14 protein-coding genes and 1 pseudogene are annotated in these 14328 nt (G+C 73.5%); 8 read left to right on the forward strand and 7 right to left on the reverse strand.

Annotated features, from left to right (window positions below):
* Positions 1-22: 22 nt before the first annotated feature.
* From FHX32_RS15245 to FHX32_RS15260, 4 genes are all read left to right on the forward strand, one after another.
* Positions 23-1216 carry a sensor histidine kinase gene (locus tag FHX32_RS15245; protein ID WP_167182939.1) on the forward strand — a complete coding sequence of 398 codons (1194 nt, stop codon included), beginning with the start codon at positions 23-25 and terminating at the stop codon, positions 1214-1216.
* Between the two features lie 121 nt (positions 1217-1337).
* Entirely contained in the window at positions 1338-2024 is a 687-nt protein-coding gene (locus tag FHX32_RS15250; RefSeq protein WP_109902378.1) for a response regulator, read from the forward strand.
* Positions 2025-2367: 343 nt separating this feature from the next.
* A complete protein-coding gene (locus FHX32_RS15255) occupies positions 2368-3138 on the forward strand; it encodes an ABC transporter ATP-binding protein (protein ID WP_167182942.1) in 771 nt (256 codons plus the stop codon).
* The gene (locus FHX32_RS15260) at positions 3138-5687 is read left to right on the forward strand and encodes an ABC transporter permease (RefSeq protein WP_167182945.1); all 2550 of its coding nucleotides are present in this window, start codon (positions 3138-3140) and stop codon (positions 5685-5687) included. The genes FHX32_RS15255 and FHX32_RS15260 overlap by 1 nt, the downstream gene beginning before the upstream one ends.
* 49 nt (positions 5688-5736) lie before the next feature.
* Here FHX32_RS15260 and FHX32_RS15265 read toward each other — a convergent pair whose 3' ends face one another.
* A complete protein-coding gene (locus FHX32_RS15265; protein ID WP_167185957.1) occupies positions 5737-6387 on the reverse strand; it encodes an HAD family hydrolase in 651 nt (216 codons plus the stop codon).
* Between the two features lie 219 nt (positions 6388-6606).
* On the opposite strand from FHX32_RS15265, the gene FHX32_RS15270 reads away from it, so the two are divergent.
* Entirely contained in the window at positions 6607-7161 is a 555-nt protein-coding gene (locus FHX32_RS15270) for a hypothetical protein (protein ID WP_167182948.1), read from the forward strand.
* 10 nt (positions 7162-7171) lie between these two features.
* On the opposite strand, the gene FHX32_RS15275 is transcribed toward FHX32_RS15270, so the two are convergent.
* Both FHX32_RS15275 and FHX32_RS15280 read right to left on the reverse strand, forming a co-directional pair.
* Entirely contained in the window at positions 7172-7915 is a 744-nt protein-coding gene (locus tag FHX32_RS15275; protein WP_167182952.1) for a neutral zinc metallopeptidase, read from the reverse strand.
* A 94-nt stretch (positions 7916-8009) separates the two neighbouring features.
* On the reverse strand, positions 8010-8222 hold the full coding sequence (locus FHX32_RS15280; RefSeq protein ID WP_167182955.1) for a hypothetical protein: 213 nt from the start codon (positions 8220-8222) through the stop codon (positions 8010-8012).
* Positions 8223-8352: 130 nt separating this feature from the next.
* Between FHX32_RS15280 and FHX32_RS15285 the strand changes: the two genes are divergently transcribed.
* Together FHX32_RS15285 and FHX32_RS15290 are read left to right on the forward strand one after the other, a co-directional pair.
* Positions 8353-8757, forward strand: a complete 405-nt coding sequence (locus FHX32_RS15285; protein WP_167182958.1) for a YciI family protein — start codon at positions 8353-8355, stop codon at positions 8755-8757.
* A 7-nt stretch (positions 8758-8764) separates the two neighbouring features.
* Positions 8765-10006 (forward strand): DUF6596 domain-containing protein, encoded by a 1242-nt coding sequence (locus tag FHX32_RS15290; RefSeq protein ID WP_167182961.1) that lies wholly within the window; start codon positions 8765-8767, stop codon positions 10004-10006.
* A gap of 71 nt (positions 10007-10077) precedes the next feature.
* On the opposite strand, the gene FHX32_RS15295 is transcribed toward FHX32_RS15290, so the two are convergent.
* The gene (locus FHX32_RS15295; protein WP_167182964.1) at positions 10078-11178 is read right to left on the reverse strand and encodes a calcium:cation antiporter; all 1101 of its coding nucleotides are present in this window, start codon (positions 11176-11178) and stop codon (positions 10078-10080) included.
* 154 nt (positions 11179-11332) lie between these two features.
* The gene (locus FHX32_RS34510) at positions 11333-12157 is read right to left on the reverse strand and encodes a hypothetical protein (RefSeq protein ID WP_208418808.1); all 825 of its coding nucleotides are present in this window, start codon (positions 12155-12157) and stop codon (positions 11333-11335) included.
* A 405-nt stretch (positions 12158-12562) separates the two neighbouring features.
* Between FHX32_RS34510 and FHX32_RS15305 the strand changes: the two are divergent.
* A pseudogene (locus FHX32_RS15305) lies at positions 12563-13297 on the forward strand (class I SAM-dependent methyltransferase); the annotation flags it as partial.
* Positions 13298-13375: 78 nt separating this feature from the next.
* Here the strand turns inward: FHX32_RS15305 and FHX32_RS15310 are convergent.
* Positions 13376-13561, reverse strand: coding sequence for a hypothetical protein (locus tag FHX32_RS15310; RefSeq protein ID WP_109902358.1), 186 nt, complete (start codon positions 13559-13561; stop codon positions 13376-13378).
* 65 nt (positions 13562-13626) lie between these two features.
* Entirely contained in the window at positions 13627-14037 is a 411-nt protein-coding gene (locus FHX32_RS15315) for a hypothetical protein (RefSeq protein ID WP_167182969.1), read from the reverse strand.
* Between the last annotated feature and the right edge of the window lie 291 nt (positions 14038-14328).

The raw sequence follows: 14328 nt of genomic DNA on the forward strand, positions 1-14328 counted from the left end.
GTGCGGCGGCTAGCGTCGCGGTATGACGTCGGGCCCGAGGGAGTGGACGCGCCGGCACCCGCTGGCCGCCGACGCGTTGCTCGCCGTCGGCCTGATCGTGGCCGAGGCGGTCTTCACCCTGCTCACCCCGCGCGAGCTGTGGCCCCGGCCGCTGCCCTCGGCGCTGGGCTGGAGCGCGCTCTGCGCCGCCCCGGCGGCGCTGCGGCGGGTGGCGCCCTGGCCGGCGGTGGGCGTGGCGGTGGCGACCCTGGCGCTGCCCGCGCTGCTGGACTTCGCGCCGGGCACCCAGGGGCTGGCCTTCATCGTGCTCACCTACACGCTTGCCGCCCGTCGGCCGGTACGGGAGGCGCTGGCCGCCGCGGTCGTGCTGTGGCTGCCCGTGGCGCTGGTGAGCACGCTCGCGCCCCCGGCCGGCGTGCTCGAGATCGGCCCCGCCTACCTGGTGCTGAACAACCTGCTGATCGGGGCGGTGGCGTTCTCGGTGGGGCGTACCGTGCACGCCCGCCGCACCTCGACGGAGGCGCTGCGGGAGCGCGCCCGGGTGGCCGAGGAGAACCAGCGGGCGCTGGCCGAGCAGGCGGTCGCGGACGAGCGCCGGCGCATCGCCCGGGAACTGCACGACGTGGTCGCCCACCACGTCAGCGTGATGGGAGTGCTGGCCACCGGGGCGCGGCGGGTGCTGCGGCGCGACCCGGACGCGGCCGACGAGGCGGTCGCCACCATCGAGGAGACCGGCCGGGTCACGCTGCGGGAGCTGCGCCGGTTGCTGGACGTGCTGCGTACCGAGGCCGAGCCGGCCGCCGAGCTGGCCCCGCAGCCGGGGCTGGCCGGCGTCGAGGCCCTCGTCGACCAGGTGCGCGAGGCGGGCCTGCCGGTCACCCTGCGGGTCGAGGGCACCCCCGGCGGGCTGGAGCAGGGGGTGGCGTTGACCGTGTACCGGATCGCCCAGGAGGCGCTGACCAACGCGCTCAAGCACGCCGGGACGGCGACCGCGCAGGTGCGGCTGGGTTTCGGCGTCGGCGTGGTCGAGGTGGAGGTGACCGACACCGGGCGCGGGCCGCTGCCCGAGGCCGACCGGATCGGGCACGGACTGGTGGGGATGCGCGAGCGGGTCAGCCTCTACGGTGGGGTCCTGCGCATCGGGGCGCGCCCCGGCGGCGGCTTCCGGGTGTACGCGAGGATTCCGGTGGAGCCGGCGGCCGTCCGCCCGGCGTGACTGCGCACCCGACAGCAGCGACGACGGCCCGCGCCGGCGGGAACGCCCGGCGACGGGCCGCCCCGGCGGGGCGGGACAGTGACACAGCGGCAGGACGACGGACAGCAGGACAGGGAGAACGATGACCGATCCGACGGCGCCGGCGCGGCCGGTGCGGATCCTGCTCGCCGACGACCAGCCGCTGCTGCGTACCGGCTTCCGGATGGTGCTCGGCGCCGAGGACGACCTGGACATCGTCGCCGAGGCCGGCGACGGCGTGGAGGCGGTGGAGCTGTCCCGCCGGCTGCTGCCCGACGTGGTGCTGATGGACATCCGGATGCCCCGGATGGACGGCGTCGCCGCCACCCGGGCCATCGTCGACGCCCGGCTGCCGGTGCGGGTGCTGATCCTGACCACCTTCGACCTCGACGAGTACGTGGTGGGGGCGCTGCGGGCCGGGGCGAGCGGCTTCCTGGCCAAGGACGTGCCGGCCGACGACCTGGTGGCGGCGATCCGTACGGTGGCCGGCGGGGACGCGGTGGTGGCACCCCGGATCCTCAAGCGGCTGCTGGACCGCTTCGCCGACGTGCTGCCGGACCCGGCGGCGACCCCACCCCGGGCGCTCGACGCGCTCACCGAACGGGAGCGGGAAGTGCTGGTGCACGTCGCCCGGGGCCTGTCGAACGCCGAGATCGCCCGCGCGCTGTCGGTGAGCGAGACCACCATCAAGACCCACGTCGGGCACATGCTGACCAAGCTGGGGCTGCGCGACCGGGTGCAGGCGGTGGTGCTGGCGTACGAGTCGGGACTGGTCCGCCCCCGGGCGTAGCGCGCGGCCACCGGGCTACCGCCCGGGGCGTACCCGGAGAGCCGCCGGCGGGGCGACGGCCCGGTTGTCGCGGTCACCTACCGTGACGGAAGACGGCGCGGCGCGGTTGACCCTGACGCGGCGTCAATGTGCAGGATCGGTCCCGCTCGGCGGAAACCCGCCGGCCCGGCGAGGACTCAGGGGCAACCCTGACCCGGCGATGGGGGGCACCCGCAGCGCGAAATCCGCACCGCTTCCACCCGGAGTCGGACGGATCACCGCCGCGGAGCGCAGATGATGGGGACTGCCGCGCCGGACCAGCGGGGGCGGCGCGGATCAAATTCAGACGGAAGAGGTGCATGACGTGACCGCGACGGTAGGCCGGCAGGAGCAGGCCGCGGCCCGGGCGAGCGACGTGTGGAAGGTGTACGGCAGCGGCGAGGCGCAGGTCGTCGCGCTGCGGGGGGTCAGCGCGGAGTTCGAGCGGGGCCGGTTCACGGCGATCATGGGGCCCTCGGGTTCGGGCAAGTCGACGCTGATGCACTGCCTCGCGGGCCTGGACTCGGTGACCCGGGGCACGGTGTCGATCGGCGACACGAAGGTCACGGGTCTGGGCGACGCGGGCCTGACGAAGCTGCGCCGCGACAAGGTGGGCTTCATCTTCCAGCAGTTCAACCTGCTGCCGACGCTGACCGCCAAGGAGAACATCCTGCTGCCGCTGTCGATCGCCGGCCGCAAGCCCGACCCGGCCTGGTACGACACGGTGATCGCCACGGTCGGGCTGCGGGACCGGCTGGACCACCGCCCGGCCCAGCTCTCCGGCGGCCAGCAGCAGCGGGTGGCCTGCGCCCGGGCGCTGGTCTCCCGCCCCGAGGTGATCTTCGCCGACGAACCGACCGGCAACCTGGACTCGCGGTCCGGCGCCGAGGTGCTCAACTTCCTGCGCAACTCGGTACGCGAGCACGGGCAGACCATCGTCATGGTCACCCACGACCCGACCGCCGCCGCGTACGCCGACCGGGTGGTCTTCCTCGCCGACGGGCAGATCGTCTCCGAGCTGATCGAGCCGACCGCCGAGACGGTGCTGGACACCATGAAGAAGCTGGACACGCACGCCGCCGAGGTGGGGAACTGATGTTCCGGGCGACACTGAAGAGCCTGCTGGCCCGCAAGGTCCGGCTCATCCTGTCCGGCCTGGCGGTGGTGCTCGGGGTGATGTTCGTCTCCGGTGCCTTCGTGCTCACCGACACCCTCGGCCGCTCCTTCGACGCGATCTTTGCCGACGCGTACGAGGGGGTGGACGTCAACGTCGCCGCCAAGCCGAAGGTCGCGCTCGGCGAAACCGAGGGTGAGCAGGTCAGCCCGCCGTTCCCGGCGGCGACCCTCGACACGGTGAAGGCGGTGCCCGGGGTGGCCGAGGCCACCGGCGTGGTCGCCGCCGACGGGGCCCGGCTGATCGGCAGCAACGGCAAGGTGGTCACCTCCTTCGGCCCGCCGCAGCTGGGTGAGAACTGGACCGGCGAGAGCGACCTGGTGCAACTGCGCGAGGGGCGCGGGCCGCAGGCCGACGACGAGATCGTGATCAACAAGGCGCTCGCGACGGCCGGGAAGGTGAAGGTCGGCGACCGGGTCGGCGTGCTGACCCTGGAGCCGAAGCGGGAGTTCACCATCGTCGGCGTCTTCGGCTACAGCGGTGGCCGCGACTCGATCGGCGGCGCGAACGAGATCATGTTCACCACCCCGGTGGCGCAGAAGCTGATGCTCGGCGCGCCGGACACCTACAACAGCGTGTCCATCAAGGCCGCCGACGGGGTGTCCGACGAGTCGCTGCGTGACGCCGTGGCCGCCGCAGTTGGCGGCGGCTACGAGGTCAAGACGGGCGAGCAGCTCTCCGCCGACGCGGCGGCCGGGCTGAAGGAGGCGCTGACCTTCTTCAACCGGATCCTGCTCGGCTTCGCCGCGGTGGCACTGCTGGTGGGCACCTTCCTGATCCTGAACACGTTCTCGATCATCGTGGCCCAGCGCACCCGCGAGCTGGCGCTGATGCGGGCCATCGGCGCCAGCGGCAAGCAGATCATCGGCTCGGTGGTGCTGGAGGCCATCGCGGTGGGCCTGATCGCCTCGGTGCTCGGCCTGGGCGCCGGCATCGGCATCGGCGCGCTGCTGGCGTACCTGTTCAGCACCTTCGCCGGCGGGCTCACTCTGGCCGGCCTCGGCGTGCCGGCGTCGGCCGTGATCGGCGCGTTCGCCGTCGGTCTGATCATCACCGTGGTGGCGGCGCTGCTGCCGGCGCTGCGGGCGTCCCGGATCCCGCCGATCGCGGCGATGCAGGACGTGGCCACCCCGGATCGGCCACTCACCAGGATCACCATCGGCGGTGGTGTGGTCACCGCGATCGGCGCCGCGCTGCTGGCCCTGGGCCTCACCGGCAACGCCGGCGACAACACCCTGGTCACCATCCTCGGCGGCGTGCTGTTCGCCTTCATCGGCGTGGCGCTGCTGACCCCGCTGATCAGCCGGCCGGTGGTGAGCCTGCTCGGGGCGATCTTCGCCTGGTCGGTGCCGGGCAAGCTGGGCCGGCTCAACTCCGGCCGCAACCCGCGGCGTACCGCGATCACCGCCGCCGCGCTGATGGTCGGCATCGCGCTGGTCACCGGCGTGACGGTGATCCTGGACTCGGCGAAGAGCAGCATCAGCGGCCTGGCCCAGGACACCATCAAGGCCGAGCTGGTGATCGCCGGCGTGCAGAGCGGCCCGCGGCCGCCGAGCTTCGATCCGGCGGTGCTGGAAGAGGCCGCGGCGATCCCCGGCGTCCGCCTGGTCGACGGCGAGTACGGCGACATGGCGCTGGTCGGCGGCGAGCGGACCTGGGTGGCGGCGAGCAGCGAGGTGGCCTCGCTGCGGCAGATCTTCGGGGCCACCCCGACCGCCGGTGACATCGACCGGCTCGCCCCGGACCAGATGTTGGTCAGCTCGGACACCGCGAAGTCGCGCGGGCTCTCCGTCGGCTCCCAGGTGCCGGTGCAGCTGGCCCGCGGCGAGGCCCGCACTTACACGGTCAGCGGCATCTACGCCAGCTCGCAGCTGACCAACCCGGTGGTGCTGCCGCCGGCGGCGGCCCGCGACTTCAGCATCCCGCAGCCGATCCAGGGCTTCATCCAGCTGGCCCCGGGTACCTCGGTGGCCTCGGTGCAGCCGCAGGTCGAGGCGTTGCTGGCCGACTCCCCCGAGGTGTCGGTGGCCGACCGGGACGCGTTCATCGAGCAGCAGGCCGGCCAGCTGGACGGACTGCTCACGATGATCCAGATCCTGCTCGCGCTGGCCATCGTGATCGCCGTGCTCGGCATCATCAACACGCTGGCGCTGTCGGTGCTGGAGCGCACCCGGGAGCTGGGCCTGCTGCGGGCGATCGGGCTGCGCCGGGCGCAGACCATGCGAATGATCACCGTGGAGGCGGTGGTGATCTCGGTCTTCGGCGCGCTGCTCGGCGTGGCGGTCGGCAGCGGGCTCGGCGCCGCGGTGGTCGAGGCGCTGAAGGACGAGGGCATCACCGACCTGGTGCTGCCGTGGGGCCAGATGGGCATCATGCTCGGCCTGGCCGCGATCGTCGGCGTGATCGCCGCGCTGCTGCCGGCGGTGCGGGCCGCCCGGATCAACGTGCTGGGCGCCATCGCCCACGACTGAGGTCGTCGCAGCCGGAGGGGCCCGCCGGTCGGCGGGCCCCTCCGTCGCGTCATCCGGTCGGCGGTTCGCCCAGCAGGGCGGCCAGCAGCTCCAGGTCCGCGGCGGTCAGGCTCGCCACCTGGTGTACGCCGGCCGTCGCGGCGATCGGCACCTCGGCGGGTACGGCGAGCACCGCCGCCCCGGCGGCGAGCGCGCTGGCCACCCCGGTCGGCGAGTCCTCGATCGCCACGCAGCGGGCGATCGGCACGTCGAGCAGCCGCGCGGCGGTCAGGTACGGCTCCGGGTGCGGCTTGGTGGCGTCCACCTCGTCGCCGCAGACCACCGCGTCGAAGCTGTCCCGGCCCAGGGTGTCCAGCGCCACCTCGACCAGCGGCCGACCGCTGGAGGTGACCAGGGCGGTGGGGATGCCCGCCGCCCGGACCGCGCGCAGCAGGGTCAGCGCGCCGGGACGCCAGCGCAGCCCGGTGCGGAACAGCTCCAGGATCCGGGCGTCGATCCACGCCGCGCTGACCTGCGGGTCGCGTTCCGGCTGGCCCAGGTCGTCGTGCAGCAGCCGCATCGACGCCGCCATGCTGGTGCCGACCATCGCCTTGCGGGCCGCATCGGAGAGCGTGCCGCCGTACTCGGCCGCCAGTTCGTGCAGCGCGACGTCCCACAGCTTCTCGCTGTCGACCAGGGTGCCGTCCATGTCGAAGAGCACGGCGGCGGGATGGCGGCTGGGCAGCGGATCAGCGGTCACCCGGCGATCCTCTCAACTTCCCGTACGGCTGCCGGCCCGAGGTGCCGTCCGGGTGACCTGTCCGACGGTCGGCCCCGCGACCAGGCTCCGGCCGCGCCCGGGCGGCGGGCTTGCGGCCCGGTCGCAGACTGGGCGCAGCCGGCCGCCGCCGCGTCGGCCCGTCGCCTGAGGAGGTCGCCGATGCGCGTCCGATCCCTGCTCTCCCGGTGCACCGTGGTGGTCCTCGCGGCCACCGCCGCGCTCTGGCCGGCGGCCCCGGCCGCGGCGGCCAGCCTGCCGCTGGACCGCTGCTACGACCTGGCTCCGCCGCAGAACATCGACGACCAGCCCTGGTCCGCGCCGGGCAACCGGCAGACGGTGTGGCCGACTCCGGTGGGCATCCTGGACCGGGACGTGCTCCGGGTGTCCGCGCAGGGCAAGATCCGCATCGACCACTGGGGCACCCAGAAGTCCATCGCCGGCGAGTGGCCCCCGGGCGGCAGCGGTTGGCCCGCGCCGGACGCCCTCCGGTACGCGCTGATCGCCAAGGTCACCGACGGGTCCATGCTGGTGCTCAAGACGGGCCTCTTCTACGGCCCCGGGCAGTGGTTCCCGGTCGGCACGGACAGCGGCTGCATGCTCTACTACAGCGCCGGCCCGAACCCCCGGGTGATCTTCTCCTTCAACGACCCCAACCTCGGCGACAACGGCGGCGGCGCGTCGGTGCGGGTGAGCCAGTGGTGGGGCGAGGGCTGACCCGGCCGGCTCAGCCCAGGTCGCAGGCCGCCAGGGACCGTTGGTAGCCGCGGAAGAAGGACTCGGTGCGCTGCTCGGCGGTGCCGTGCGAACCCTCCGCGAACCAGGGCTGGTCGGGGTCGTCGCCGACCGCGAGCAGCCCGTCGCGGAACTCGTCCAGGTCGCCCTCGTCGAGGGTCAGCGCGCCGGCGCGCACCGAGTCCCCCAGGTACGCCCCGGCCATGCAGTCGGCCTGCAGCTCCTGCTGGATGGTGAAGCTGTAGCGGATGCCGAGGCGGACCTGGATGGCGTGCGCGTACTCGTGGCCGAGCAGGTAGAACACGAACGCGTCGCCGACCTGGCGGAACGCCCCCACCGACCAGCGCACGTCGTAGGCGATGAAGTCGCCGGCCGAGCAGTATACCGCGTTGTTGCGCGGGATCTCCTGCCCGCCGCAGGTCACCTCGCCGCCGCGCTGGTACGGGATGATCCGCCGGACCGGCCGGAACTGCTGCCCCGAGGCCCGGAACTGCTCGGCCCAGTACCGTTCGGCGATGCTCTGCGCGTCGCGGACGTCCTGCTGGAACTCGGCGACGCTGGTGGTGCCGTCCGCCCGGGTCTGCTCCGCGCCGGGCGAGGCCGACGAACCGGGCCGCCGCGGCGCCGGCTCCTCCGGTTCGGACACCCCGCCGACGAAGCACCCGGCGGTCGCCACCAGCGCCACCACGAGCCCGGCCAGCGCCCCGCGTGACCGCCGGTGCGAACGTGCCGTCACAGTGCCCTTCCGGCGTCGGCGATGCCCGTGCGGTACCCCGACGGCAACCCCCTCATGCCCTCGCCGTGACCTACGGCGCCACCGCCCCGCGGGTTCATACCGGCCCGTGCGTGTCGTTGCGCGCCGACCACTCCTGCCCCGGGGAGGCGTGCCGCTGCACCTCGGAGGCGTGCTGCCCCGCCCGCGCCTCCCGGTCGGCGCGCGTGTCGTCGGGCCCGCTGAGCCGCCGGCGGTCCCGCCAGCCGACCCAGGCGAACGCCCCGAGGATCAGCACCGCCACCCCGCCGAGCATCGTCCACATCGTCATGCGTCTACGGTAATCGAGCCGCGAACCCGTACCGCGGACGTAGGCTCCACCCCCGGTGTCCGGAACCGGCGGGCGGTGCCGACGTCTCCGGTGAGCGGCGCCGCACCGGCGCCGACGAGGAGGATGCGAGATGAAGTACATGATCCTGCTGTACGGCTCCCAGCGCGACTACGACGCGATGGCCGGCCGGCCCGCCGCCGACAGGCCACCCATGTCGGCCGAGGACGTCGCCGCGATGCACGCCCACCTGGGGAAGATCCACCAGACGTTGGCCGAGTCCGGCGAACTGGTGGACGCGCGCGGGCTGGTCGCCCCGGTGCACGCCCGCCGGGTCCAGGTCAGCGGCGGGCTGCCGGTGGTGACCGACGGGCCGTACCCGGAGACGCAGGAGGTGCTGGCCGGCTACACCATCGTCGAGTGCGACAGCTTCGACCGGGCCACCGAGATCGCCGCCGGTTTCGTCAACCCGGACGCCCCTGGCGAGTACGTGGACGTGCGGCCGGTCGCCGAGGGCATCGCCGACCTGGACGGTTGAACCGGCGATGCCCGCGGAGCGTGTCGAGGACCTGTTGCGCCGGCTGGCGCCGCAGGTCCTCGGCGCGCTCGTGCGCCGGTACGGCCACTTCGACACCGCCGAGGACGCCACCCAGGAGGCGCTGATCGCGGCGGCCACCGGCTGGCCGCGCGACGGCGTACCGGACAACCCGCGCGGCTGGCTGATCACCGTGGCGTCCCGCCGGCTGACCGACCTGCTGCGCAGCGAGCAGGCCCGGCAGCGGCGGGAGGACGCCGTGGCCCGCTGGGTGCTGCCCGAGCAGCGGCTGGCCCCGGCCGCCGACCGCCCGCCGGCCGACACCGACGACACCCTCACCCTGCTGTTCCTGTGCTGCCATCCGGCGCTGTCGCCGGCCGCCCAGATCGCGCTCACCCTGCGCGCCGTCGGCGGGCTGAGCACCGCCGAGGTGGCGCGGGCGTTCCTGGTGCCGGAGGCCACGATGACCCGCCGGATCACCCGCGGCAAGCAGCGCATCCGGGACAGCGGCCTGCCGTTCGCGATGCCCGCCGGGCCCGAGCGCGCCGCGCGCCTCGCGGCCGTCCTGCACGTGCTCTACCTGATCTTCAACGAGGGGTACGCGAGCACCGCCGGGCCGGCGCTGCTCCGCGCCGACCTGGCCGCCGAGGCGATCCGGCTGACCCGCCTGCTGCACCGGCTGCTGCCGGACGATCCGGAGGTCACCGGGCTGCTCGCGCTGATGCTGCTCACCGACGCCCGGGCACCGGCCCGCACCGGCCCGCACGGCGAACTGGTGCCGATGGCCGAGCAGGACCGCAGCCGGTGGAAGGCCGACCAGATCGCCGAGGGCGTCGCCCTGGTCACCGCCGCGCTCCCCCGTGGCCGGGTCGGGCCGTACCAGGTGCAGGCGGCGATCGCCGCGGTGCACGACGAGGCACCCAGCGCCGAGGCGACCGACTGGGCCCAGATCACCGCGCTGTACGAGGTGCTGCGGCAGGTCTCCGACAGCCCGGTGGTGGCGCTCAACCACGCGGTGGCGGTGGCGATGAGCCAGGGTGCGGTGGCGGGACTCGCGCTGGTCGACGCGCTGGCCGCCGACGGCCGGCTCGGCGCGGACGCCCGCCTGCCGGCCATCCGCGCGCATCTGTTGGAACTGCTCGGCGACCGTACCGCCGCCCGGGACGCCTACCGGGCGGCGGCCGCCCGGTCGACCAACCTGGCCCAGCAGCGCTACCTGCACACCCGGGCCGACCGCCTCGACGGCGGGTGACGCGCGGCGGCGCCGGGTCGCGTGCACTGGCGCCGGGGCCGCACGGCAGCGCCGGTCGCGGCAGCGCCGGCTCAGGGGCTGGCGGCGAGGAAGACGAACGCGGCGAGCAGCACCAGGTGCACGCCGCCCTGCAACAGGGTGGCCCGCCCCGGCACCACCGTCAGCACCCCGGTGACCACGGTGAGCGCGAGCAGGGTCATCTGGGTGCCGCCGAGGCCGAGCACCAGCGGCCCCTCCAGCCAGATCATGGCCAGCGCTATCGCCGGGATGGTCAGCCCGATGCTGGCCATCGCCGAACCGAGGGCGAGGTTGAGGCTGATCTGCACCCGGTCCCGGCGCGCCGCGCGCACCGCGGCCAGGGTCTCGGGCAGCAGCACCAGCAGGGCGATCAGCACGCCGACGAACGAGTGCGGCAGGTTGGCCCTGGCGGTCGCGGCCTCGATCGTCGGGGAGACCGACTTGGCGTCACCGACCACCGCGACCAGCGAGATCAGCAGCAGCACGAGGCTGAGCAGCGCTTTGCGGGTCGACGGCGGGGCGGCGTGCCCGTCGCTCTCGATCACCGCGCCCTCGCTGGTGACCGGCAGGAAGTAGTCCCGGTGCCGACCGGTCTGCACCAAGACGAACAACCCGTACAGCGCCAGCGAGGCCACCGCGGCGAAGGCCAGCTGCGCCGGGCTGAACTGCGGGCCGGGACGGCTCGTGGTGAAGGTCGGCACCACCAGGCTCAGCGTGGCGAGGGTGGCCACGGTGGCCAGCGCACCGCCGCTGCCCTCGGAGTTGAACACCGCCACGCCCCGACGCAGCGCGCCGAGCAGCAACGACAGGCCGAGGATCCCGTTACAGGTGATCATCACGGCGGCGAAGACGGTGTCCCGGGCCAGCGACTGGGTCTTCTCCCCGCCGCTGATCATCAGCGTGACGATCAGGGCTACCTCGATGACGGTGACCGCCACGGCGAGCACCAGCGAGCCGAACGGCTCCCCCACCCGGTGTGCGACCACCTCGGCGTGGTGCACGGCGGCCAGCACCGCGCCGGCCAGGAAGGCGGCCACCACCACGACGAGCGGGCCGGACAGCTCGCGTCCCCAGGTCAGGATCAGCAGCAGCACCGCCAGCAGCGGCACGATCACGGTCCAGTCGGTCAGACGAGCACGGAGCTGAGCGGCCATCACTCAACCCTGCCCGGGAATTGGATCATGCGACCACCACCTGAGGTCATGGCCACCGTACGAATCGTCACGCCCCACAGCCTGCCGGGCTTCCCCCGGGTCCCGCCCGGCGACGGCCGAACCCGGTCACGGGGTGACGGAAATCCGCAGTGGATCAGCCGAGCAGCGTAGGCGTGATGGCGGCGGCGATCGCGCGGTCGTCCGGCTGGTGCGCCGCCCAGTTCACCGCGCCGAGCACCGCAACCGGCGTACCCGATGCCGTCGCCGCCACGATGTCGCCCTCGGGCAGTGCCGCGAGCAGCCGGCGCACCAGGACGCCCTCACCCCACAACGCCTCCGTCGGGAACGGTAGCCGGCCCAGCCAGTTCAGCAACGCACCCGCCCGGGCCACCGGATCCGGCTCCACACTGGTCAACCGCTCGGCGAGGCCGCGTACCCGGTCCTCGGGAAGCTGCGCGGCGTCGTCGCCGGCGACGGCGACCAGGTCGTCGCGGAGCACTTCGGGCACCTCCCGGGCGGCCAGCACCCCCGAAGCCCCGGCCGGACGGAACTGTGGGCCGTCCGGCGGCTCGTCGTAGCCGAGGGCCGACACGAGCGGGCCGAGCAGGTCGACCAGCAGCCCGGTCACCCCACACTCGGCCAGGAACAGCGTCAACGCCTCAGGCTCGGCGACCTCGAGGTCGTCGGCGAACGTGGACCGCTCCCAGGAGACGCTGCCGTGCCCATGCAGGGTGGCGCTGCCGAGCAGCGTGTCCGCTGCGTCGTACAGGGCCAGGGTGGGCCCGCCGAGGCACCGACAGACGTCACCGGTGAACCGGCCGACAGTGGTGAGCCGTCGCATCCGGGCCAGCCGAGCCGGGTCGCGCGTCTCGGCCAGCACGGCGCGCTCCGCCAGCGGCCCGCCGTCCAGACCGCCGTCGAGGACGCGTACCGCCCGGGTCCGCGGCCAAACCCCGGAGAGCCAGTCGATGATCAGCACCGGGTCATCGTAGGAGCAGTCGCCGCACGCTGCCCGCCGCCGGATCGCCCGCTGCGCCAGACACCCGCCGGTCGCGGTTCGACCGATGCCGTCCGCTCGTCGGGATTCCGTCGCAGGCCGCCGCTAGCCTCCGCAGATGACCCGGACACAGTACTTCGTCGCGATGAACATCGATGGATACATCGCCGAGCGCCTACCGGTCGGCCGGCCTCGAGCAGTGCCCGAGCGACGCGAGCTGTGCGGCACCGCTTCCTGAGGCTTCGCTGTGGGATCGGGGCGTGGCCTACCACTCCACCGGCCAGCGACCGAGAATGAACACCGGTCATCGATACGCCTAGCCAGGCCGCGGGGCGTGCGGGGACAACGGCGGCAACCGACCAGAGAGGCCGAGTCATGACCACCGGGCAGTTGTACGACACCATCGGAGCCACCTACACCGTGACCCGCCGCACCGAACCGCGTATCGCTGCGCGGATCTGGGCCGCGCTCGGCGATGCCCGGACGGTGTTGAACGTCGGGGCGGGCACCGGGTCCTACGAGCCCCCGGACCGGCACGTCCTCGCGGTGGAACCGTCGGCGCTCATGCGCTCGCAGCGTCCCGCGGACTCGGCGCCGTGCCTGGCGGCATCCGCCGAGCACCTGCCGTTCCATGACGACTCCTTCGACGCAGCGATGGCGGTCGCCTCCGTCCATCACTGGCCGGACCCGATCGCCGGCCTGCGCGAGATGCGGCGCGTCGCTCGCCGCGTGGTGGTGTTCACGCACGACACCACTGACAGCGGATGGCGTCACCGGTTCTGGCTCACTCGTGACTACCTGCCCGAGGTCGCGGACCTCCTGGTCGGCCGACCTCCGCTGACCGACCTGGCCCACGCGGTCGAGGCCCGGGTCGAACCGGTGCTCATTCCGTGGGACTGCGTCGACGGGTTCTTCGAGGCGCACTGGCGCCGACCCGAGGCGTACCTGGACGAGGATGTCCGTCGCGGAGTATCGGTCTGGGCCAGAGTGGGGCCGGAGGCCGAGCAGCGGGCGGTGCGCCGCCTCCGTGACGCCCTCGCCTCGGGTCGGTGGGCCGAACGTAACCGCGACCTCGTCGATCTCGACGCGGTAGACCTCGGCCTCCGTCTGCTCATCGCCTGAACCCGGCCCGACACCGGGTACGACGCCGCCGCCCGACGCCACGGCATCGCAGGCACTCGCTCCCGATCGACGCCGCGGTTACCGCGCGAACGGAGATGCCGGCAGGTCGGGTAGCGGTGGTGCGTCCCTCGTCTGGTCGGTGATGGTGATCTGCCACCTGCCGATCGTGGGTGCCGCCAGCCGGCCGACGTGCCACGCGACCACGCCGGCGGCGATGATGAGGGACACCGCCGCAGCAGCCAGCAGCCACTGCCGCACGAGCATTCGGCGGTCGAGGCCACGGGGTCGCAGGTCTCCCGGAACGGGAATCCACGGAAACGGGGGGCCGTTCATAGCCACGACAGCACCTCCTGGGCGACGGTGGTGGCCGAGGCGACCATCGCCGTATCGGCGGCGCCGGTCGCCTCGTATTCGACCAGCACTCCGTAGGTGCCGAAGCACGCCGAGAAGTTGACGCGCCGGCCAGTTTCGCGGTCGCCCGCGACGAAGTAGACGGCGCGGTCGCCGAGCGCAACGGGATGATTCTCGTTGTTGACGACCGTCAGCAGCCCATCTCGGTCCACGCAACGCGGGCCACGGCCCTCGTGCCGCCCGTAACGCCCGAGGGACACCCACAGCTCGGCGCGTGCGCCCTCCGTCGTGGACACGCTCTCGGCCAGGCAGTAGTTCGAGCGCAGGCCGGGCCCGTTCTGCTCCCCGGTTCGCAGGGCACCGCGCGCAGGAACCAGGAGGTCGAACACCGCCGACCGGATGAGCGGGCAGACCGCCGGAGGTGCGGGTGGGTCCACCGTCGCGTTCCGCCAGCCCTGCCACCCGCCGATCTCCGCGGAGAGCAGGACGCAGACGGCCAGGGCTACGACCCGCACGCCTGTGTCCCGTCTCACACTGCCAGTCTGACCGGACGTGGCAAGTGGACCATCGGCTGACCGGCGCTGTTCGGAGCACCTCACCGTCCTGCGCCCGTGGACAGACTGTGCCTGTGGGGCAACCACCCGAAGCCGACATCGACCCAACGTCCGACCCAGCCGCTA

The sequence above is a fragment of the Micromonospora sp. CNZ280 genome, from assembly GCF_011759515.1.